The 18,955-nt window shown below is 50.6% G+C and carries 16 protein-coding genes; 6 read left to right on the forward strand and 10 right to left on the reverse strand.

Annotated features, from left to right (window positions below):
* The first annotated feature begins 67 nt into the window (after window positions 1-67).
* Complete coding sequence (gene serA, locus ACZ5ZV_RS04940; RefSeq protein ID WP_464120304.1) at window positions 68-1,273, forward strand: phosphoglycerate dehydrogenase; 1,206 nt, start codon at window positions 68-70, stop codon at window positions 1,271-1,273.
* Here serA and ACZ5ZV_RS04945 read toward each other — a convergent pair.
* From ACZ5ZV_RS04945 to ACZ5ZV_RS04965, 5 genes are all read right to left on the reverse strand, one after another.
* Window positions 1,270-4,053 carry a fibronectin type III domain-containing protein gene (locus ACZ5ZV_RS04945; RefSeq protein WP_464120305.1) on the reverse strand — a complete coding sequence of 928 codons (2,784 nt, stop codon included), beginning with the start codon at window positions 4,051-4,053 and terminating at the stop codon, window positions 1,270-1,272. The two genes, serA and ACZ5ZV_RS04945, sit on opposite strands and share 4 nt — an antisense overlap.
* 61 nt (window positions 4,054-4,114) lie before the next feature.
* A complete protein-coding gene (locus ACZ5ZV_RS04950; RefSeq protein ID WP_464120306.1) occupies window positions 4,115-5,500 on the reverse strand; it encodes an FAD-binding oxidoreductase in 1,386 nt (461 codons plus the stop codon).
* 12 nt (window positions 5,501-5,512) lie between these two features.
* Entirely contained in the window at window positions 5,513-5,719 is a 207-nt protein-coding gene (locus tag ACZ5ZV_RS04955; protein WP_011165270.1) for a YgaP family membrane protein, read from the reverse strand.
* Between the two features lies 1 nt (window position 5,720).
* Complete coding sequence (gene grxD / locus ACZ5ZV_RS04960) at window positions 5,721-6,026, reverse strand: Grx4 family monothiol glutaredoxin (RefSeq protein WP_464120307.1); 306 nt, start codon at window positions 6,024-6,026, stop codon at window positions 5,721-5,723.
* 15 nt (window positions 6,027-6,041) lie between these two features.
* The gene (locus ACZ5ZV_RS04965) at window positions 6,042-6,257 is read right to left on the reverse strand and encodes a BolA/IbaG family iron-sulfur metabolism protein (protein ID WP_464120308.1); all 216 of its coding nucleotides are present in this window, start codon (window positions 6,255-6,257) and stop codon (window positions 6,042-6,044) included.
* A 105-nt stretch (window positions 6,258-6,362) separates the two neighbouring features.
* Here ACZ5ZV_RS04965 and ACZ5ZV_RS04970 point away from each other — a divergent pair, with 105 nt between their 5' ends.
* Window positions 6,363-8,297, forward strand: coding sequence for an LTA synthase family protein (locus ACZ5ZV_RS04970; protein ID WP_464120309.1), 1,935 nt, complete (start codon window positions 6,363-6,365; stop codon window positions 8,295-8,297).
* 35 nt (window positions 8,298-8,332) lie between these two features.
* Here the strand turns inward: ACZ5ZV_RS04970 and ACZ5ZV_RS04975 are convergent, their stop codons facing one another.
* Entirely contained in the window at window positions 8,333-8,746 is a 414-nt protein-coding gene (locus ACZ5ZV_RS04975; RefSeq protein ID WP_464120310.1) for a CBS domain-containing protein, read from the reverse strand.
* 127 nt (window positions 8,747-8,873) lie between these two features.
* Here ACZ5ZV_RS04975 and ACZ5ZV_RS04980 point away from each other — a divergent pair, with 127 nt between their 5' ends.
* Entirely contained in the window at window positions 8,874-9,482 is a 609-nt protein-coding gene (locus tag ACZ5ZV_RS04980; RefSeq protein WP_464120311.1) for a DUF4337 domain-containing protein, read from the forward strand.
* Here the strand turns inward: ACZ5ZV_RS04980 and ACZ5ZV_RS04985 are convergent.
* Both ACZ5ZV_RS04985 and ACZ5ZV_RS04990 read right to left on the reverse strand, forming a co-directional pair.
* On the reverse strand, window positions 9,479-10,165 hold the full coding sequence (locus ACZ5ZV_RS04985) for a PilZ domain-containing protein (RefSeq protein ID WP_464120312.1): 687 nt from the start codon (window positions 10,163-10,165) through the stop codon (window positions 9,479-9,481). The genes ACZ5ZV_RS04980 and ACZ5ZV_RS04985 overlap by 4 nt on opposite strands.
* A 1-nt stretch (window position 10,166) precedes the next feature.
* Window positions 10,167-11,309, reverse strand: coding sequence for a cyclic nucleotide-binding domain-containing protein (locus ACZ5ZV_RS04990; RefSeq protein WP_464120313.1), 1,143 nt, complete (start codon window positions 11,307-11,309; stop codon window positions 10,167-10,169).
* 132 nt (window positions 11,310-11,441) lie between these two features.
* On the opposite strand from ACZ5ZV_RS04990, the gene ACZ5ZV_RS04995 reads away from it, so the two are divergent.
* The 3 genes from ACZ5ZV_RS04995 to ACZ5ZV_RS05005 all read left to right on the forward strand — a co-directional run bounded on the left by ACZ5ZV_RS04995 (window position 11,442) and on the right by ACZ5ZV_RS05005 (window position 13,139).
* A complete protein-coding gene (locus ACZ5ZV_RS04995; RefSeq protein ID WP_464120314.1) occupies window positions 11,442-11,765 on the forward strand; it encodes an HNH endonuclease in 324 nt (107 codons plus the stop codon).
* 97 nt (window positions 11,766-11,862) lie between these two features.
* Window positions 11,863-12,270 carry a helix-turn-helix domain-containing protein gene (locus ACZ5ZV_RS05000; RefSeq protein WP_464120315.1) on the forward strand — a complete coding sequence of 136 codons (408 nt, stop codon included), beginning with the start codon at window positions 11,863-11,865 and terminating at the stop codon, window positions 12,268-12,270.
* Window positions 12,271-12,278: 8 nt separating this feature from the next.
* Window positions 12,279-13,139, forward strand: a complete 861-nt coding sequence (locus tag ACZ5ZV_RS05005; RefSeq protein ID WP_464120316.1) for an IS3 family transposase — start codon at window positions 12,279-12,281, stop codon at window positions 13,137-13,139.
* Between the two features lie 52 nt (window positions 13,140-13,191).
* Here ACZ5ZV_RS05005 and ACZ5ZV_RS05010 read toward each other — a convergent pair whose 3' ends face one another.
* Both ACZ5ZV_RS05010 and ACZ5ZV_RS05015 read right to left on the reverse strand, forming a co-directional pair.
* A complete protein-coding gene (locus tag ACZ5ZV_RS05010; RefSeq protein WP_464120317.1) occupies window positions 13,192-13,860 on the reverse strand; it encodes a hypothetical protein in 669 nt (222 codons plus the stop codon).
* 93 nt (window positions 13,861-13,953) lie between these two features.
* A complete protein-coding gene (locus ACZ5ZV_RS05015; protein WP_464120318.1) occupies window positions 13,954-18,849 on the reverse strand; it encodes a hypothetical protein in 4,896 nt (1,631 codons plus the stop codon).
* Window positions 18,850-18,955 lie beyond the last annotated feature (106 nt).

Below are 18,955 nucleotides of genomic sequence, written 5' to 3' on the forward strand. Positions count from 1 at the left end.
ACGCCTCGTCACTGCGAATAGTGACGAAGATCGTGAATGGGAGTAGCATCATTGGTACGGAGGCCCGATGAGCGCTCAAAGAATTTTGTTGGTTGAAAATATTCATGCGGTGGCGAAACAAAGACTTGAAGAGGAAGGTTACAAGGTCGACCTGATCACGCATTCACCTTCTGAGGAAGAGCTGATGCAGTTGCTTCCCAACTACGAGGTTGTGGGCATCCGATCCAAGACGGAATTGACGGCCAAAGTCCTTGAGGCGAACAAGCATCTGGTGACGATTGGTTGTTTCTGTATTGGCACAAACCAGGTGGATCTTCTGACCGCGCGTGAAAAGGGTGTGCCGGTTTTCAATGCTCCTCATTCAAACACACGTTCTGTGGCAGAACTGGTGATTGCCGAAATGATATCTCTGTCCCGTCAACTGGGCGATCGCAATACTCAGGCTCACATGGGTGAGTGGGTGAAGTCGGCTGTGGGGTCTCACGAAGTGCGGGGTAAAACCCTGGGCATCGTGGGTTACGGGCATATTGGAAGTCAGGTCAGCATTTTGGCCGAAGCCATGGGGCTGAAGGTTTTGTTCTATGATGTTCTAAAAAAGCTTCCTCTGGGAAATGCCACCATGATGTCCTCTATGGATGAGCTTTTGCGCTCTTCTGATTTCGTGACCCTGCATGTCCCGGAAACTCCTGAAACCAAGGACATGATCGGCGCACGCGAGTTGTCGATGATGAAAAAGGGGAGCTTCCTGATTAATGCCAGCCGCGGAACGGTGGTGGTGATCGACGATCTGGTGAAGGCTCTTAAAGACAAACATCTTGCGGGCTGCGCGATTGACGTGTTCCCGGAAGAACCTTCCTCTAATAAAGAAAAATTCAAGTCACCATTACAGGGAATGCCCAACGTGATACTGACTCCGCATATTGCGGGAAGTACGGAAGAGGCACAGTACGCCATCGGTTTGGAAGTGGCGGAAAGTTTCCGTCGTTATTTGAAAGTCGGGTCTTCTCCGGGGGCTGTGAATTTTCCGAATGTGGATTTGCCAGTAAAGCAGGGGACTTCGCGTATTTTGAATGTGCATAAGAATGAGCCAGGGGTCCTGGGGGAAATCAACGGATTGATCTCCAAGGCAGGGGCCAACATCGAAGGACAGTACCTGTCGACGGATGAAAAGATCGGCTATCTTGTGATGGACGTGCATTCATCCCATGCACACACGCTGGCGGCGGAGATCGAAAAGTTGTCTCGATGCATCCGCACGCGGGTGGTTTACTAGTTCTGAGAAGTCAGTGCCTTGATCTCCGCGCCACTGAGCTCTTGGTCAAAGATCAGGAGCTCTTTGAGATAACCCTTGATCGGCAGGGTTGTTCCCGCTGAACCACCTGAGAACAGATAGGCCTCTGTATTTGTGGAGGGTACATATCCTGTCAAGGACCCGGCAACCGTTGCCGGCGTCGCTGTCGAGGAAGTGATCAGATCTCTTTTCGGTGCACCCACCGTGTTCAGAATCAGGGCTTGTCCCGGGACGCTTGTTTTTAAGGCCGGCCCCGTCGTGGTTTCCAAAGTGGAAGAGGTCGACGCCGATGTCACGGACCACACGCTTCCGGCCGTGCGACCGATTTCAAATCCTTCCAAGTTCGACGGATCTTTTTTGCCAAATGAAAGCAGAGCCGCCGCAGTGCTTTGTGCGGTGAAGGTAAAGTGGGTGTAAACGGTCATGGCGGTGAGTGCCGGGAAATCGGGCAGGATCATGGCATCATCAATTCCATCTGCAGTAATACGCAAAATGCCCCCGGACAAGCGGACCGTTGGCTGGCGGTTCGGGTCGGGCTGATAGCCGTGTTTCCCTTCTGCACCCTGGTCGTACCAGGTGACCAAGCGCCCGGTCGTACCAGCAAAGGTTGTCAGGTAAGAATCCACCATTCCATTGGTATCAAAATAAATATCAGTCGTGCTGTTGTCAGAAGTACGGCGCACTGTCAGGGCCGGGCCGGAATAGCTGCCATGTTTGCGCCATGAATAAATCCGTCGTGGCGTCGGCAAGGCCTGCAGACTGATGTTCACGGTGCGGATGGCCTGACCGTCGGTGGCGTTCAGTGAAATGCCAGTTTGTCCATAAACTCCGGGAGTGGAGGCGATTGCGATGGAACAATTCAGCCCCGAACCGCCCAGTGTCAGACTGCTGTTGGGAATGACTCCGGTGTTGGAACTGGTGGCAGAGTTGCCACTGCAATCAATGGTGTCTTCGGGGTCCGGATCGGCAATAGTGAATTTTCTGGTGTATGTATCGCCGAACGTCACGGCGTTCACCGCCGTATTCACAGCCAGTGCCGGACCTTGCATGGTGATGTTGGGTTGATTGCTGGTGGGTGTTGTGCTGACGTTGGCCGCGGCGGTGCTGCTATAGGCGTTCACGGCTTCGACACGGAAGTAGTACAGCGTTCCGTTGGTCAGTCCTTCCACCACAAAGGGGGACGTTGCAGTTGTGGAGGCGACGGTCGTGGGTGTTGTCGTGGTCCCGTATTTCACGGTGAAAGAAGAGGCACCACTGCCGCCTGACCAGGTCAGTGTGGCCTTTTTGTTTCCGGCGGAAGCGGCGACAGAGGTCGGCGCACTAGGAGCGCCGAGTGTGCAGGCGATATTACTTGTTTTCGGTCCGGTGCCAACAGCATTGATGGCTTCGATGGTGTAGTTGTAAGTGGAGCTGGAAAGACCCTCTTCCGAACAGGTGCGTGCAGAGATATTCTCGCAGATCACAACGTTGGTGGTGGGGTTGACCACGCGACGAACAGTGTACGTTATAGGCGGAGCCCCGCTGGCCGGAGGCATCCAGTTCAGTGTGCACTTGCCAATTTCGTTCACCACCACTGTTGGACTCAAAGGGACTGAGGGGGGAACGTCCGGGGTCGCGCTCAATGAGTTGGAAGCTGTTTTGCTTCCCACCGCATTCGTGGCAATCACAGAGAAGTAATAAGGTACAGTGTTCGTCAAAGCTCCGACGACATGAGGTGAATTGGCACTCGTGGAGGCCGTGGAGGTGAAGTTGCCCGGACTGGTGCCATATTTTACCGTGTAAGCCGTGGCCAAAGAGCTGTTTTCCCAGGTGAGTGTGACCTGACCGTTGCCAGGGGTTGCCGTCAGCAGTTGGAAATCGCCGGGTGTTCCGACGGCGCAGGACACACTGCTGCTCAAAGGACTTGTGCCTGAAGTGTTGGTGGCTTCAACGGTGTAAGTGTGGATTGCATTTGAAATACCGGTGTCCAGACAAGTCAAAGTCGGCACGTTAGAGCAGGCCACAACGCTTGGATTGCCCCCAGTGGTTCTGCGAACGGTGTACAAGAAAGGAGCGGTGCCTGTGGCCGGAGCTTGCCATGTCAGGTTGCACTCTCCGGTGCCGGGCGTGGCCACAAGATTTTGTGGGGCGCTGGGTGGCGGACTGGGGGTGGCGCTTAAAGAGTTTGTTGCCACCGTCGAGCCGACGGAGTTTTTAGCAGTCACAGAGAAGTAGTAAGTGGTGTTGTTGCTCAGCGAGGAAATCAGCTTATTGATGGTCAGGGCCGTGCCTGCAGATGTGGTGAAGTTTCCGGGGCTGGTACCGTAAGCAACCGTGTAACTGGAGGCCTCAGGGCTGGCTTCCCAGCTTAGCAGAACCTGGCTGTCACCGGCGACGGCCGTAAGCAGGGTAAAGTCTCCGGGGGCTCCCATGAACGGAAAACTTTTTTCGGAAGAGGAATCCACGCTGCCCAGAGGGTTTACAGCAGTGACTCGGAAGTAGTAGGTGGTCTTGGGCGTCAAGCCTTCGATGATGGCTGGGGACTTGGAAACCGTGAGGCTGTTGGTGTAGGTGTTCGACGTGGTCCCGTATTTCACTTCATAGGAATTAGCGCCCTTGGAGGTTGTCCAGGAGACCAAAAGCCTTTGATCCACACGCTGAAGAGAGGCCAGATCGAATTCCCCGGGCGCTTCTGTCGAAGGCTGCTCCAGCGGGTTTTGATCGCCTAAAGGTTTAGTACAGGAAACACACAATAAAAATAGAAATAGAATGAATATACGCACTGTACTTTCCAGTCTAACAGAAGACTGGAAAGCGGCAATGGTCGCAGGTCTTAGGTGAGGTCTAGATCACTTTACCCGGGTTGATGATATTGTCGGGATCAAAGACTTTCTTAATCCCGCGCATAAGCTCAATTTCCGCTTCAGAGCGCGTATAATTCAGGAAGGATCTTTTGGTCAGACCCACGCCGTGTTCGGCGGAGATCGAGCCCTTGTACTTTTTAACCGCCTCGAAGACCAGAACATCGACTTTGCGGCACTCTTTCACGAACTCTTCTTTGCTCATGCCTTCAGGGCGCAGGATATTGATGTGCAGATTGCCGTCGCCAATGTGGCCGAACCAGACCACTTCCCAGGTCGGGTACGCCGCGGACAGGACCTGGTCCAGGTCTTCCATGAACGGCGGCACTTTAGAGATCGCCACGGCAATGTCGTTCTTGTAAGGGGAGTACTTGGCCAGACATTCGGAAATGTCTTCGCGATATCTCCAGAAAGTTTTGGCTTGAACGTCGGATTGGGAAATCACGCCATCCAATACCCAGCCCTCTTCCAAAGACTTTTCAAACACGCTCAGCGCCTGTTCTTCATCGGCTTCATTGCGAGTTTCAACTTCGGCCAGAACATAGAACGGACATTCGGTCGCCAGCGGAGCGCTAAGCCCTGTGCCTTCCAAAACTTTGCGAAGGGCTTTGTCTGAAAACATCTCAAACGCCACCAGGGATGTTTTGGTTTTGAATTCCGCAAAGATCTTCATCACGGCATCCAAACCACTGACACCCATCACCAGAACTTTCATGGGCGGAGGCGCCGCAGCCAGCTTGATGGTGGCTTCAGTGATGAAGCCCAAGGTTCCTTCCGAGCCAATGAACAGATGGCGCAGATCATAGCCGGTCGCATTTTTCACAAGAGCATTGTTCAGATCCAGCACATCACCTGTGCCCGTGACCACTTTCAGGCCCACCACCCAGTCGCGAGTCAGGCCGTAGCGAACGACCTTGATGCCGCCGGCGTTAGTGGCGATATTACCACCCATCTGTGAAGATCCACGGGCTGCAAAGTCCACGGGATAGAAAAGATTTTTAGAGAGTGCGAACTCCTGCAAAGCTTCTGTGACAACACCCGGATCAATCACCACGGTCTGATCGACGGGATTGAATTCCTTGATTTTATTCATTTGATCAAAGGACACAACGACTTCACCTTGCGTGGCCACCGCTGCGCCGGAAAGTCCGGTGCGACCTCCCGAAGGGATCAGTGCCATTTTGTTTTTACGGGCCCAGTGAACCAGTTTAACGATATCTTCGGTGGAATGTGGAAAAACGATGGCAGAAGATTTGATATCGAAATAGGTTGTCCAGTCCTTGCCCCAGTACTTCAGACTCTCTTCGTCGGTTTTGATTTGGTCTTTCTTCAAGAGGCTTTCAAGTTCGAGGAGAGCGCTGGTGGACATGATGACAACATCCTATTCTTCGTTGATCGGTCGGTGATAATCTTTCAGAGTTCTGATTCTAAAGAAAGCATAGACGGGACACAAGCCCCAAGCTGCTGTGATGAGGCCATAGACCCCGATGTACGCCCAGAAAGGACCGCCGGCCACGGCGTAGGCAGTCAAACCCACGCCGAATAAAAACCTAAGAATGCGGTCCCACAGGGCGACGTTGCATCTCATATTACTTCAAAAGTTCCTGAAGTTCGCCGGACTGGTACATTTCCATCATGATGTCGCTGCCACCAACCAATTGAGAGTTGATGTAAAGCTGTGGAATTGTCGGCCAGTTGCCGTATTCCTTGATGCCCTGACGGATTTCATCGTCATCCAACACGTTCACATCGTGGAACTGCACACCCATGTCCTGAAGGATCGCGCAAGCACGAGCGGAAAAGCCGCACATAGGGAACTGCTGAGTTCCTTTCATGAACAATACGATTTTATTACCTTTAACAATCTGATCGATTCTTTCGTGAGTTGTAGCCATTTTTACGGGTCCTTTTTATGATTTAATCTTAGTCTTGATTGACAGGGCGTGAACCTCGCCGGTCTTCAATTCTGGACCAAAGCAAGCCATCACGTTTTGGTGCTGCTGGATGCGAGTCATCCCCGCAAACACAGTGCTTTCCACAAATACTTCCCAGTGATCCTGAGTGCCCGTCAGATCGAAAACTTCGATGATGGCACCTGGATAATGCTTCTCTAAACGTTCTTTCATTTGTTCTGCTGTCATAGATGGGGAAACTAGCAGAGCAGGCCCTCTCGGTAAAGGGGGAGGTGCTGATAGATTGAATGATGCAATCCGTCAGTGTAGTATATCCCCATGTTTGGACCGTCCCATCGAATTATTAAGATCTTCTCTCTGGTTTTAGTGGCCGTGCTGTTCTATTTCCTGGCACGGGTCGAGTTCCTGATCTGGAACTGGAGTCTATTTAAAAACAAACCGGGGCAGGATCTGTTGTGGTCTTTCATCGTGGGGTTGCGCTTTGATGTGGTGGCCACGCTGACTTTGGCGGCCCCTCTGGTGCTGCTGTCTCTGATTCCATGGCCGCAAAGCTGGAATCGTCTGTGGCAGCATTTTACTTGGATCTCTTTTAGTGCTTTGCAGGTGCCGCTCCTGATCCTTAATTTGGTGGATACGGAATTTATCAATTTTGTTGGGCGTCGTTTCACTTATGACAGCCTTTTTTTGATGAATGAGCTTTCCGGAAAGTTGTGGAACTTTGTCAGCAGTTATTGGCTGCTGTTTCTGGTGAACACATTGCTGGTGGTGTTGTTTGTACTGGTGGTGCGACGGGTGGCTCTGGCGGAATCCCCAGTCGTTTGGACGGCACCCAAAAGCTCGGGAAAGCTTAAGCTTTGGGGGGCTCACGTATTTTTAAGTTTTGTGGCTCTGGTGCTGAGCGTGATCGGCATCCGCGGCGGTTTGCAGGCCAAGCCCATTAACTTTGTAAATGCCAATGTCTTCACCGCTCCGCTCTTGAACAATCTGGTTTTGAACTCGACTTTCACCTTCATAAAAAGTTACGGCGCTGAAGGCCTGAGCAAACAGAAGTACTTCAACGACAAAAACCAAATGCTGTCGTTATTAAATGGTTCTTTGCGTGGCTCCCTGTTGGAGGGACGGCGGGCACAAAAACCTCAGAATATCGTTGTGATTATCCTGGAAAGCTTCGGGGAAGAATACCTGGGGCCGGTCGACGGTGGGAAGTCCTACACACCTTTTTTGGATTCATTGAAAACTAAATCTTTGAGCTTTGAAAACGCCTATGCCAACGGGCGCCGTTCCATCGAAGGAGTCGGAGCCATCATGGGCGGTATTCCGGCATTGATGAATGAGCCTTTTATCTCATCGCATTTTACCGCCAACTATTTCCTGGGTCTGGGAACTTTATTGACCCCGCATAAGTTTTCTTCGAGCTTCTTCCATGGCGGGCATAACGGAACCATGTATTTTGATAGCTTCATGCAAAGTGCCGGGGTGGAAAAGTATTTTGGTGCCCGTGAATACGGCAACACCGCAGACGATGACGGCGTGTGGGGGATTTGGGATGAGCCATTCCTGCAATGGATGTTGACCCAGGTGGATGAAATGCCTCAGCCGTTTATGACCTCGGTCTTTACTTTGAGTTCCCATCAGCCCTTCAAAGTTCCGGCACAGTATTCAGAGCGCTTTGTGGAAGGTCCGTTGCCTATTCTGAAGGCTGTGGAATATACGGACTACGCCCTGCAAAGATTCTTTGAGGAGGCAGCCAAGAAACCGTGGTTTAAGGATACACTGTTCATCATCACGGCGGACCATACATCCATGCACTATCGCCCTGAATATCAGAACGAGCAGGGGAACTACCGCATTCCGTTGATGTTATATCATCCGTCCTTTAAGTTCCCCCAAGTGGATACGCAGATGGTGGTGCAGCAGATTGATATTCTGCCGACGGTTTTGGACTTCCTGGGGATTTCGGATAAGGATCAGAACTATCTGGGAAGCTCTGTTTTTGTTCCAGGGGACAAAGTAGCCGTGAACTTTATTGATGGACGTTACATCCTGTTTGCCAGGGACTATTCAGTGACCTGGTCCCCAGGGCATGGCGAGCCTCAGATGTTTGCCATTACCGACCGGGCCCATGAAAAGGATCTGTCAGCCTCTCTGACCGAGGCCCCCCGTCGGGATCTGTTGGTACAAAGACTGAAGGCCACGATTCAGTACTTCAACGAAGGCATGTGGGACAATAAGCTTTATTATCCATCAAGATAGTTTTTCGTAAGAGAGGCCCGTTACCGGGCCTTTTTTTAGTGTGATACGTGCGAAAGAATATTGTGGGACAGCTTCTGGTCATGGCTTTTGTTGGCGATATCCCCCAGGCTCAGCATCCCGACCAGTCGTTTCTGTTGGTTGATTACCGGCATGCGACGGATCTTTTTTGAACCCATCTGAGTTCCGACGGAATCCAGATCATCGTCTTCAAAGCAGAAATTGATGCCCGGACTCATGCACTCACTGACCTTGGTGTTGTTGGGATCGAGTCCTTTGGCAACAACTCTCAGGGCGATATCACGATCGGTGATCATTCCGACCATTTTATCTTTGTCTTCAACAGGTAGACATCCGTAGTCGCCACGCGCCATCATTTGCGCAGCTTCGCGAACAGTATGGTTTAGGTTGATGACGTCGGCGTGCTTATGCATGACCTCTCTGACTTTCATGGAAAACTCCTTTGTTGGTGTGAATAGGATAAAGACTTTCGAAAAATAATATCTTTGTATTTTTCCGAAGCAGAGAAACAGACACACAGTTGACTGACAAAAACAGAATGATTATAAAATCTGTGTCATGTCAGAAGATAGAAATTCCAGCTTTGAAGTTCGTTGTGGTGTCGTGATTGCTATTTTTGCCGCGATCATGGCCGTGAGTGACCTGGTGGCCGGCAAATACGGTGATGATGAGATCATCGGGACCAATGAAAAGGCTGCCGCCTACATGTGGTATCAATCCAAAAGTATCAAGGAAACTTTGGTGGAAGGGGAAAAGTCCCTGCTTGAAAGTTTGAAGCAGGCTGGGGCCATTCAACCCAAGGCCGAGGTGGCTGTGAATGGGCATATTGCCAATTTGCAGAAACGCATCCTGCGCTACAAAAAAGAAAAGAATGAAATTCTCAAGGGCTCCGAGGTGGTCGGGCCGGAAAACTGGGTGCAGGATCTGGATGGAAAGTTAGGGCAGATTGTTGGTGCTCAGCAGATGGAACAGCAACTGGCGGTTCTGGCTACCGCAGGGGATCGCTTTGATATGTCCAGTTTGTTCTTTCAACTGTGTCTTGTCCTGGGTGCGATGAGTTTGGTGCTGAAAAAAGAAAACCTGCAACAGGTGTTCTTTACAGGCATGTGTGTACTTGGTTTTATTGGCACCGGGATTTCCCTTTGGGCTTATCTGGGTGTGGCTTAAGCCGCTTTGCGGAAGTAAAGCTCGCGCTGTAAATCTGTCAAAGAACTGACGATATGGTCTTCGCTGGCGTTGGCCAGGTGGTTGAACTCCACTCCCAGCGTCAGGAATTCGTCATCTTTGATGCGAATGTTTTTAATAAGTCCCTGAACAAGTATGGGCTCTCGATCCCCCAGGAAGATTTCGGCCTGAACCATGTCTTCAAGATTCAAGCTGGCCGCCGTCTGAGATATTTCAATCGCGCAGCCTTCCGTGGAAAGATCCAGCAGTCGACAGGCGTGGGAACAAACGACCTGATTCAAATAGGTGATCACGAACTCTGCCGAATAGTCTGAAGGGATCATATAGCGATAGTTTTTGCGCCTTTGTAAATGAAACAGATTCAGCACGGTCAAAGTGATGTTATGTTCATTCACCACCGGATGGGTTTCGAACAGGTACTTTTCACCTTTAAGCGAGAAGCTCGCTGTGAAGGTCACCGATTCGTCGGTGTTCATCGCTGTGGATTCCGGGGGATGACACTTGATTTGCAGTTTATCGTTGGTGCCCATCGGTTTTAGCACGATGATGCGGTCATACTTGTCGCGCAGGCTGATCAGCTCCTGAGAATTCAAGAGCTGCTGTAAAAGCTCGTGCTTTCTGGATTCGTTGTTAATAGCTTTGAAAATGACCAATGCTTCGCTCATTTTAGGCCGCCGCTGTCATCTTGTGGCCGCATTCGTGGCAGAACTTGGCGCCAGCCTGAACGTCCGCGCTGCATGCAGGGCAGGAAGGTCCGCTGGATTTTTTCTTGGGTTTTTCTTCTTTTTCGTCCATGTCGACGAAGCCTTTTTCGTTCCACTTTTCAATTTCACGCAGCATCTTCCAGCTCTGCAGGATCGAGCGGAACTCTTTGGTTTCGAACTGTAGCTGAACTCCGGTGCCGCCGTTTTTGCGTTTCATGAAGACACCTTTGCCTTCAAGACGGTTGAAGTGGTCGTTGTTCAGATTAATTCCGATTTCCTCTTTGCAGTATTCGCTGAATTTGGCAAAGTCCACGCCGACAATGCCGAAGCGATCCGGCTGTTCGTTTTCTGACATTTTCAGGATGGCGGTCAGCATTTGCATGCACAGTTCGTCCACTTTCAACAGATCCGAACGGCCGCCTTTGAAATAATAGTATTGATAGAATTCAAAGAAGCTTTCCACCAAAGATAGATCCAGGAAGTGAACTTTCTGAATTTCATCCGGTCCATCGGGATTGGTGGGATCTTTGCCCATTTCATACAAAGCAAGCTTCAGTTTCACCAGGATATTGATAGCCTGCTCCAGACGTTTCGGGGATTCGCCCATCACACGCTGGGAATACTGCTTCATCATGTTCCAGTCGACAATCACGCGACCGGGTTGAGATCGATCCCCTTTGTGGTTGGCTGTGTGGAAGACAGAACCGTAAACCTTGGCCACTTGATCTTCCGGGCAGGGGGAGGAGTCTTTTTCAAGTTTGTTGGAGCGAACATCATTCACCGCCAGGCGCAGACGGTCTGTCAGGGATTTGATGATCATTTTCAGGGTTGGAGGCGCACTTTCATAATGTTGTTTCAAAGTTTCAACCGGGATTTCCAGAACTTTGGTTTCAGTGGTGGCAACGGCGGCGGTGGGATGTGTGCTTTGCCCCAGAATCACCTGTTCGCCCAGAATGTGGGACGATCCAAGTTGAAAAAGGTCGATGGTTTTCTTTCCGCGGATCAGGCACTGGTTTGCACCACCGGATTGGATCAAATAAACGGCTGTAATTTTATCACCGTCTTTATAGATCACTTCGCCTTTTTTAAAGGTTTTTACTGACATAGAATCCCACTCCTTCAATAGTCACAGGGTTTTATCGGCTAAAAGAGGCCTGAATTTGAGCTCTTCCAGGGCACGGCCTCGTCCAGTTTTCCGGGTCTTGCGGGGGGGCTGGACTTAAGCTATAACGACTCTATGGATTATTTCTTTTCAGCCGCTCCACCCGAGCATCAAAAACGCGAAAAAGCCAAGGCCCGCGAGCTTCGTCAAAGTCAGTGGTGGAAGCAGGAGCTGGGAAAAGGTCTGTGCTATCATTGCGGTGAGCGCTTTAAGCCAGCCGATCTCACAATGGACCACTTAATCCCCATTGCCCGTGGTGGAAAATCCAATAAGAACAACTGCGTGCCGTCCTGCAAGGATTGCAACAGTAAAAAAGGTTATAAAACCCGCGCAGAAATGGCGCTGGAAGAACTCAAAAGTTCCCAGGCACCCGCTGAAGAAACCCCAGAGGATGAATAACAAAAAACCCGGTGTCTGATCTGTACCCCAAAAATGGGACACAAAATAAAAAGCCCTATCTGTGATAAGATAGGGCTTTGTTTTATGGAGTACAGAGATGCACAAGTTGACTACAACCCAGCAGGCTGAACTGCTGACTAATCCCAACGTTCAAAAAATCACTGACGGCTCAGTCGTTTACACCCCTTCTTTTAAGATTAAGGCCACCAAAAGCTATCTTGGGGGCGCTAATCCTGATCAGATTTTTAGAGAGGCCGGCATTCCACCTGAACTTTTTAAGAATGATTACTGTCGTTCCTGTCTAAAGCGTTGGGCTGATAAATATAAATCAGGTGGGTCTGATGCTCTGAAAGAAGACAAGAGGGGTCTGGGAAGTCCAGGACGTCCTAGATCGGAAAACCTCGATGAACTCACCTATGAAGAGCTCAAAGCTCTTGTTGAAATCCAAAAAGGGGTCATTGACGATCTGGTAAAGAAGAGAGCCTTAGCAAAAAAGAAGCGATAAAGCATCATTTGACTAAGGCAAAAGACCACGACAAGGAATTAAGAATCCATGTTATGTGCCGCGAGCTGGGGCTAGGAAGAAGTTCTTTTTATAGGGAAGGACTATCATCGCCAGAGAAAGCAGAGGAAGTGGCTTTGCTTAAAAAGCACTTCCACAAAAATAAGGGCAAGGTCGGAATCAGGCAGCTGAAGATGATTCTTGAGAGGTCCGAGGGGCTGATCATGAATAGGAAGAAGATAGCCCGCTTGAAGAGGAAGCATGGCCTTATAACTAAAATACGTCGGAAGAATAAATATCGCCAATTTGCCAAAAAGAAAATGGAGCATGAGACTTGCGCAAACCTTTTGGATAGGAACTTTCAAGGATTAGATGCAGATCAAGTATATGTCACTGATATTACGACTATAAATCACCATGGAAAGAAGGCCTATGTGGCAGTCGTAAAAGACTTAGGGACTAAGGAAATCGTTGGCAAGTCGGTGTCGTCTCGCATTGACGTGGGTCTAACTAATACGGCGATGCAAAAGGCATTATCCAGGCTGCATCCCAAGCAGCAAGAAAGATTGATGGTTCATTCGGATCAAGGATTCCACTTCACACATTTCAGTTTTAGAGGGCTTCTTGAGCAAAATGGCGTAACACAGTCGATGAGCCGCAAGGGAAACTGTTTAGATAATGCCCCCGTTGAAAGCTTTTTCGGCCTTTTAAAAGATCATTTAGAGCTAAAGGACTGCAAAACAATTCAAGATGTAGAAAAGGAAGTGACGAGAGTGATCGACTACTATAACAAGGAGCGACCCCAGCTAGGTCTAAATAAAATGCCCCCGACAGAGTATCGGAGGCATTTCTACAAGCCGGCTTTTTATTAATCTGTCCCAAAAATGGGGTACAGATCAGTCCCCGGGTTTTTTTGCTATGGGATCAGCGCACTGCCATCTCCGGCAGACGGCTGGTCTCAACGGCCATAATATAGGTGTCTTCTTTATTGGTGGAAAACAGGGGGCTTAGCCACCAGATCTTGGTCAAAATTTCCATGCGCTCCAAAGATCCGGTTTCGCGAATGATGTGTTCGGGAGCATGCACTTCGATGGTGCGCAAAGGGGAGTGTGCATAAAAAAGTCCCAGGTCTTTATCCAGTTGCTCTTGATCTTCAGGGCTGCGTTCGTACAGGTGATACCATTTGCGGCAGTAAATGTCTTCGAGGGAATAAGTGCACACTTCAAAGTAAGGAAGGCTTCGAAAGATCTGGGTGTGATTTGTGTTGTAGATTTCGACCAGATGATCTGGGCGTAAAAGATCCATCACCTTTGGATCGGCTCTTTTATTCAGGCGGGATATCGCACGTTCGGTGAACTTACGGGTGTCCTTGAGGGAGTCGCCCTGATGCTTCATATCCATGCAGATTTGATAGTAGATCAGCAGATCTTTAAGGACCTGTTCTTGTTCTTCGGTGGATAGAAGATTGAAATAAGGCAGTGTCGGGTGGGTGTAGGGGCGCACTACCAGGCCCTCGTCTTCGATGGCCTGGCTGATATTTTCGCTAAAAATTTTAAATCGCGCCTGCCGACTCAGGCTTAAAGCTGATTCCATAGTTTCTTATGCACTACGAAGTACCGTTTGCCAAGTTACATGCGGAAATTTCGCAGGATCTGTTCGGTAAATTGAATTCTTCTTGAATGAGCCCTATTTCACCCAACGCACATTGTAGTGATCGCCGTCGGAAATATAGAAACCTTCTGGAGTAAAGATCGGCTGAATAGGTTTGTAGAACAAGACGTCATTGAGTGGTCCATCGCCGTGTCCGATGAAAAGGGGATTTCCCAACCAGGTGGTCACTTCATTGTTGGCTGGATTGTAGCGACGTATGGAGTTTGTTCCCCGTTCTGTGAAGTAAACGTATTTACCATCGGTTGTGAGTCCCGTGGAAGTGTGCATCCTGGCAGCGGCACCAATGCCATCGGCGTACCCGACAAGACCATCCGTTCCAGCGACCGTCGTAACAGAGGCGTTGCGTGGATCAGTAATGTCGATTTTTCTTAAGACGCCTCTATCGGTGTCGGTGACATAGAGATCATCTCCCACGGCTGTTAAAGCATAGGGCCAACCCATACGACCTGTGGTTTTGTCGCCGTCGACAACAGTGTTGTCGCCTGCAACCCCCATCACTGTGAAAATTTCCTCAGTATTAAGATCCAGGGCCCGCACTAGGCCCGTGGTTCTTTGTACAAAGAACAGGTAATGGTCCTTGTGGACCAGGCCATAAGGTTGATTCATGCGGGCGGTTGCCAAAGGGCCGTCGTTGGTTCCGGATTCTCCTGCGACCCCGGCGACAGTTGTTACTTGTCCCGTCGTCATATCAATTTTACGAATGATATGAATGTCATAGTCAGCCACATAGAGCGCCCCATTATAGTGGCTGATAAAGTGAGAGGAGAAGAATCGAGCGCTTAAGCGTGGACCGTCAATATAGCCCGGGACGCCGGTTTTTCCGGCATACAGACTGACAACTCCATCCTTGTCGACCTTGTAGATGGCGGTGTCATAGAAAGATACCACGTACAAGTCATCACCCACTTTCACCTGATTCGTGCCGCGAATTGCGGAGGGTGTGCGCTCAATTGAGCCATCAGAGTCGGAACGAACGATCTCGCGGACCAGTCCTTGACCCACGATAAACTCCACCTCTTCTGAGATCAGACTGACCCGGGCGATAGAATGCTGATTTTGCATTGTGACGTAGGCATTGTCCCCGATGATGGCGACATCGGCCAAGGGAGCAGAAAGTGCATATAAAGATCTGCGTTTGGCCGGAGTCGTAGGGGCCATGTCTTTGTTAATGATGGACGTGACTTCGGCCGAATTATCCAGATCAATCTTGCGCAAACGTCCTGCGGACTCGGCAACATACAGGATGTTGCCGACTGCTTTGATTCCATACAAGGAGTCAAAGCGGGCAGCAGTGCCGATACCATCGGTGTTGCCTGTTGCAGCCAGGCTTCCCGCAAGGGTGGTGACATCTCCCGCCAGGGTAATTTTGCGTACAGCTCGGGTGTCGTTTAGATAAAGACCTTGATGTGCGCCATTGGCGATGCAGGCAATGCCCAAAGGTTCGGTGAATTTTGCTCCCGCGCCACTGCCGTCCTGATAACCGGAGCTGGAACCGGCGATAAAGACCGTGGCCGGATTGGTGACGGGGTTATTGATGTCTCCCACGTCCAGGCGGCGTATACGGACGTTATCGTTATCCACGACGTAAAGCGAATTTCCGATGGAACAAAGGCCGGTCATGCCATTGAAGCGGGCTACGTCCCCCGGATTGGTGGCTTCCAAGTATCCGGGAACCATCGGATCGCCGGCGACTGTGCGGGTGTTGCCTGAGTTGTCGGTAAAGCGAATCACGTGGCTTGCCCGGTCGATACTGTAAATGCCTCCGGTAACTCGCTCCAAACCCCAGACATTTGTATGTCGGGCATTGCCGCCGTTGCCGTCCACGTGACCGCCAAAGGCACTATGACCGCTGACGGTGGAAAGTGTTTTGGCCGTCAGATCGATTTTTTTGACGGCATTGTTGGCAGCGACATAAATGTGGGTCCCGTCTGTGGTAAGAAAACGCGGTGTCGATATTTTGGCGTGATTGCCGACCTTATGCTCTGTCAGCGCTGGAGGGGCTCCCAGATACTCAGACAGCTCGTAAGTTGTCAGATTCAATTTCATAATCTGATTGGCAAAAGGACTGGTGACGAACATGTCGTTTCCGTCAATCAGTGTGAAGGTGGGGGAGTAAAGCATGCTGACGGCGGGTAAACCCATTTTGCTGCCGGCCACACCTGCTTGTCCTGCCACCACTGCCGAACTTCCGACATAGGCCAGAGGATTGGTGGGGTCATAGGGGATTTCGACGATGATGTGCGAATACTCATCCGTCACAAAAAGACTGTTGCGAGGTCCCGCATTCAGGGCGCGCACACTGTAGGCGGCACGGAACATGGTGTTTGGTGCAGGCCCTACCGAGTTGGTGTCACGCACGGCTGAGGTTCCAGAGAATGTTTTTAAGTTAAACGGTGGCGTCAGCGAGGTGTAACTTAGAACACCGTTGGTGTGTTGAGCAATCCACAGATTTTCCTGGCTGTCGATATCGATACCCACGTTGTTGATGCGATTGGTGCCAAGGTCCCCCGCGATATTCCCGGAAGATCCGCAGTATCCGGCCACGGTGGAAACCGTGTCGTTCATATCAAAGCGGCGGACGCAGTAATTGCTAGTATCGGAAATGTAAAGATAGCCGTTGTGATACTTTAGATCCGTCGGGTTACGGAAACGTGAGCCCGCCTTGGTCTGATCAGCATTGGCTGCGGGTGTTCCCAGGGTGCCACAGGCTCCCAGAAAAACTTCTACTTCTTTTGAAAGAGGGCTTGGGTTGTATCGCAAAATACAGTGGCGCGAATAATCCGAAGCATAGACATAGGTGCCATCGGTGGTCACGCTGGAAGAAAGTCCCAGCGATACATTTCGGCCAATTCCCTGATAGGCCGTTGTATAGGAAGATCCCACCAAAGTTGTCACCGTTGGCAGCGCCGGAGCACTGATATCCACGGCGCGCAGATAAGCACGATCTGCCACATAAAGGGTGTTCCCAACCTTGGTCAATGAATTCGGGCCCCAGAAGCGGGCGGCAGTTCCGATTCCATCCGTTACTCCAATCGTTGGAGAAGTGCCGATCACGGTCGTGACTTCTGTCAAGATCTGGAAGGCAGGGGAAGTGACGGTGGAAACATTGCCCTGCACATCCGTGATGCGAACCCGCATTTTGGCCTGGCGTTGAGATCCGCCACTAAAGTTATAGATGTAGTTTGGCGTGGCAGAAGTAAAGCTTTGAACCGATGTGCTGGAATCAGAGTCGTTCACAAAAAGAAGTTCCCAGGAAGCCACTTCGCTATCCAGCGCCAAGGAATTGAAATTGAAGTTGATGCTGTCAAGATCGCGACGATAAGCCGGATCAATGAAGCTGAAGTCATAGGTTTTTGCCGCAAGCTGATTGCGGGTGAAGGTTCGAGTCAAAGTCGTGACATTGCCCGCGTCATCACTTTGACTGACAGTGATCGTTTTGTTGCCAAATCCGGCACTGAACGTCACATTTGCAGACCAGTTCCCGGCGCTGCAGGTTGCGGAGGGAGAGCCTGTGACATCGCCGGTGATGGTCAGGGTGGCCATGTCTCCGCTGGCGGCTCCACAGGCTCCACTCAGAGTCAGACCGTTGATTCCGTTACTGCCATCGGCCGGGCTGGTCCAGGTTAAGGCCGGGGCCCCGTTGTCGATGGTGTAGGGAAGACTGATGGCGGTTTTGGACCGGCCCACGATATCCAGTGCGCTGACTGCGAATTCAACATTTGAGGAATTTATGTTCGCTGGAACCGACCAGTTCAAAGATCCCGTGGAGGGATGGTTGGCAGTGCCATTCAAGGCTGTCCAGGCTCCGCCATCGACACGGTAAAATGCTGTGACGGGATCTGTGCCAAGATTGGCGTCAGTTGCCAGCCAACTGAGGGTTAGGACGTCGCCGCCTTTCAGGGTGTCCGTGTTCGGAGAGCTTAAAGTCAGACTGATCAATGGGTCCAAGCTGTCAATCAGATGAGAAACCGGCGAAATCACCTCGGATGAGTTGCCAAGTATATCTTGAGCCACGATCCGGATGCGCAGTTGATTTGAATTCAAAGCCCCGGTGGTCCAAGAATAGGGCGACGTGTTTTGATTGTTCGCGATGCTCACCCAAGAAACCCCATCGTCCAGCGAATAGGAAAGAGCCACCGGATTTGCATGAGGATGAGCGTCAGTGTATGTCCAGGAAATATTCTGCGTGCTGCCACCGTTAATATTCAAAGATGAAAGAAAACTGGTCAGTGCGAGCGCGGGACCTGTGCGGTCCCGTGTCTTGTTGTAGGTTGTGACCGTCGGATTGATGTTTCCGACTTCATCTGCGAACCACAGATGGAATGGGTAGACTTTGTCTGTATCCATTGCGGCGGCCAAAGCTTCTGTTGCCGTTGAACAAGTAACCCAGGACCTGTCAAAAGCCGGAACCGTGGCGGACTCTGTGATTTTCACAAAGCGCACATCACTGCAGTCGGCGATAGTGAAAAGGGCCATCGTGTTGCGAGTTAACGCTGAAGTGTGGTCCGTGATCCCGGGAATGGCAGGAGGAGTGGAGTCAATCTCGAGATTGTTTTCCACCTGCAGTGAGCTGCCGGATTCGTTCTCCAGAACAGCACGCAGGCCTGCCTGAGGATAGTCTCCGGCGGGGACGGACCAGGTGTAGTTGTAAACTCCGCGAGGCAGTTCAGTCAGAAGACTCCAGGTACTTCCGTCCAATGTGTAATAGATTTTGGCTTTTGAATAATTGTTGCCGGAAACTTGCAGCTGGATAGGGAAGTCTTCGCCACCCTTAATTTTGCTGCCCACTTCCATGGCGACAGAAGGAATGCTGATATCCTCCAGGTTGGCTGTAAGATTACAGCCGACCAGCAGGAAGGGGAATCCAAAAATGAGACATTTAAATGCCAAACAAGCACGTCCAATAAGCATCAATGTCTTATCGGTTCTTTGATGAAAAACCTAAGCCATCCAATATAAAAGTGAGTAATCTAGTATCTACGGTTCAAGCTTCAATTTGTTAAACTCACGGATCCGC

The organism is Bdellovibrio sp. HAGR004, assembly GCF_055397015.1.

Coding starts and splice junctions, on each gene's coding strand:
- ACZ5ZV_RS05010 (WP_464120317.1), bottom strand. CDS start 13,860: ATGGAATCAGCTTTAAGCCTGAGTCGGCAGGCGCGATTTAAAATTTTT.
- ACZ5ZV_RS04975 (WP_464120310.1), bottom strand. CDS start 8,746: ATGAAAGTCAGAGAGGTCATGCATAAGCACGCCGACGTCATCAACCTA.
- grxD (WP_464120307.1), bottom strand. CDS start 6,026: ATGGCTACAACTCACGAAAGAATCGATCAGATTGTTAAAGGTAATAAA.
- ACZ5ZV_RS04980 (WP_464120311.1), top strand. CDS start 8,874: ATGTCAGAAGATAGAAATTCCAGCTTTGAAGTTCGTTGTGGTGTCGTG.
- ACZ5ZV_RS04985 (WP_464120312.1), bottom strand. CDS start 10,165: ATGAGCGAAGCATTGGTCATTTTCAAAGCTATTAACAACGAATCCAGA.
- ACZ5ZV_RS04955 (WP_011165270.1), bottom strand. CDS start 5,719: ATGAGATGCAACGTCGCCCTGTGGGACCGCATTCTTAGGTTTTTATTC.
- ACZ5ZV_RS04995 (WP_464120314.1), top strand. CDS start 11,442: ATGGATTATTTCTTTTCAGCCGCTCCACCCGAGCATCAAAAACGCGAA.
- ACZ5ZV_RS04950 (WP_464120306.1), bottom strand. CDS start 5,500: ATGTCCACCAGCGCTCTCCTCGAACTTGAAAGCCTCTTGAAGAAAGAC.
- ACZ5ZV_RS04965 (WP_464120308.1), bottom strand. CDS start 6,257: ATGAAAGAACGTTTAGAGAAGCATTATCCAGGTGCCATCATCGAAGTT.
- ACZ5ZV_RS05000 (WP_464120315.1), top strand. CDS start 11,863: ATGCACAAGTTGACTACAACCCAGCAGGCTGAACTGCTGACTAATCCC.
- ACZ5ZV_RS04990 (WP_464120313.1), bottom strand. CDS start 11,309: ATGTCAGTAAAAACCTTTAAAAAAGGCGAAGTGATCTATAAAGACGGT.
- ACZ5ZV_RS04970 (WP_464120309.1), top strand. CDS start 6,363: ATGTTTGGACCGTCCCATCGAATTATTAAGATCTTCTCTCTGGTTTTA.
- serA (WP_464120304.1), top strand. CDS start 68: ATGAGCGCTCAAAGAATTTTGTTGGTTGAAAATATTCATGCGGTGGCG.
- ACZ5ZV_RS05015 (WP_464120318.1), bottom strand. CDS start 18,849: ATGCTTATTGGACGTGCTTGTTTGGCATTTAAATGTCTCATTTTTGGA.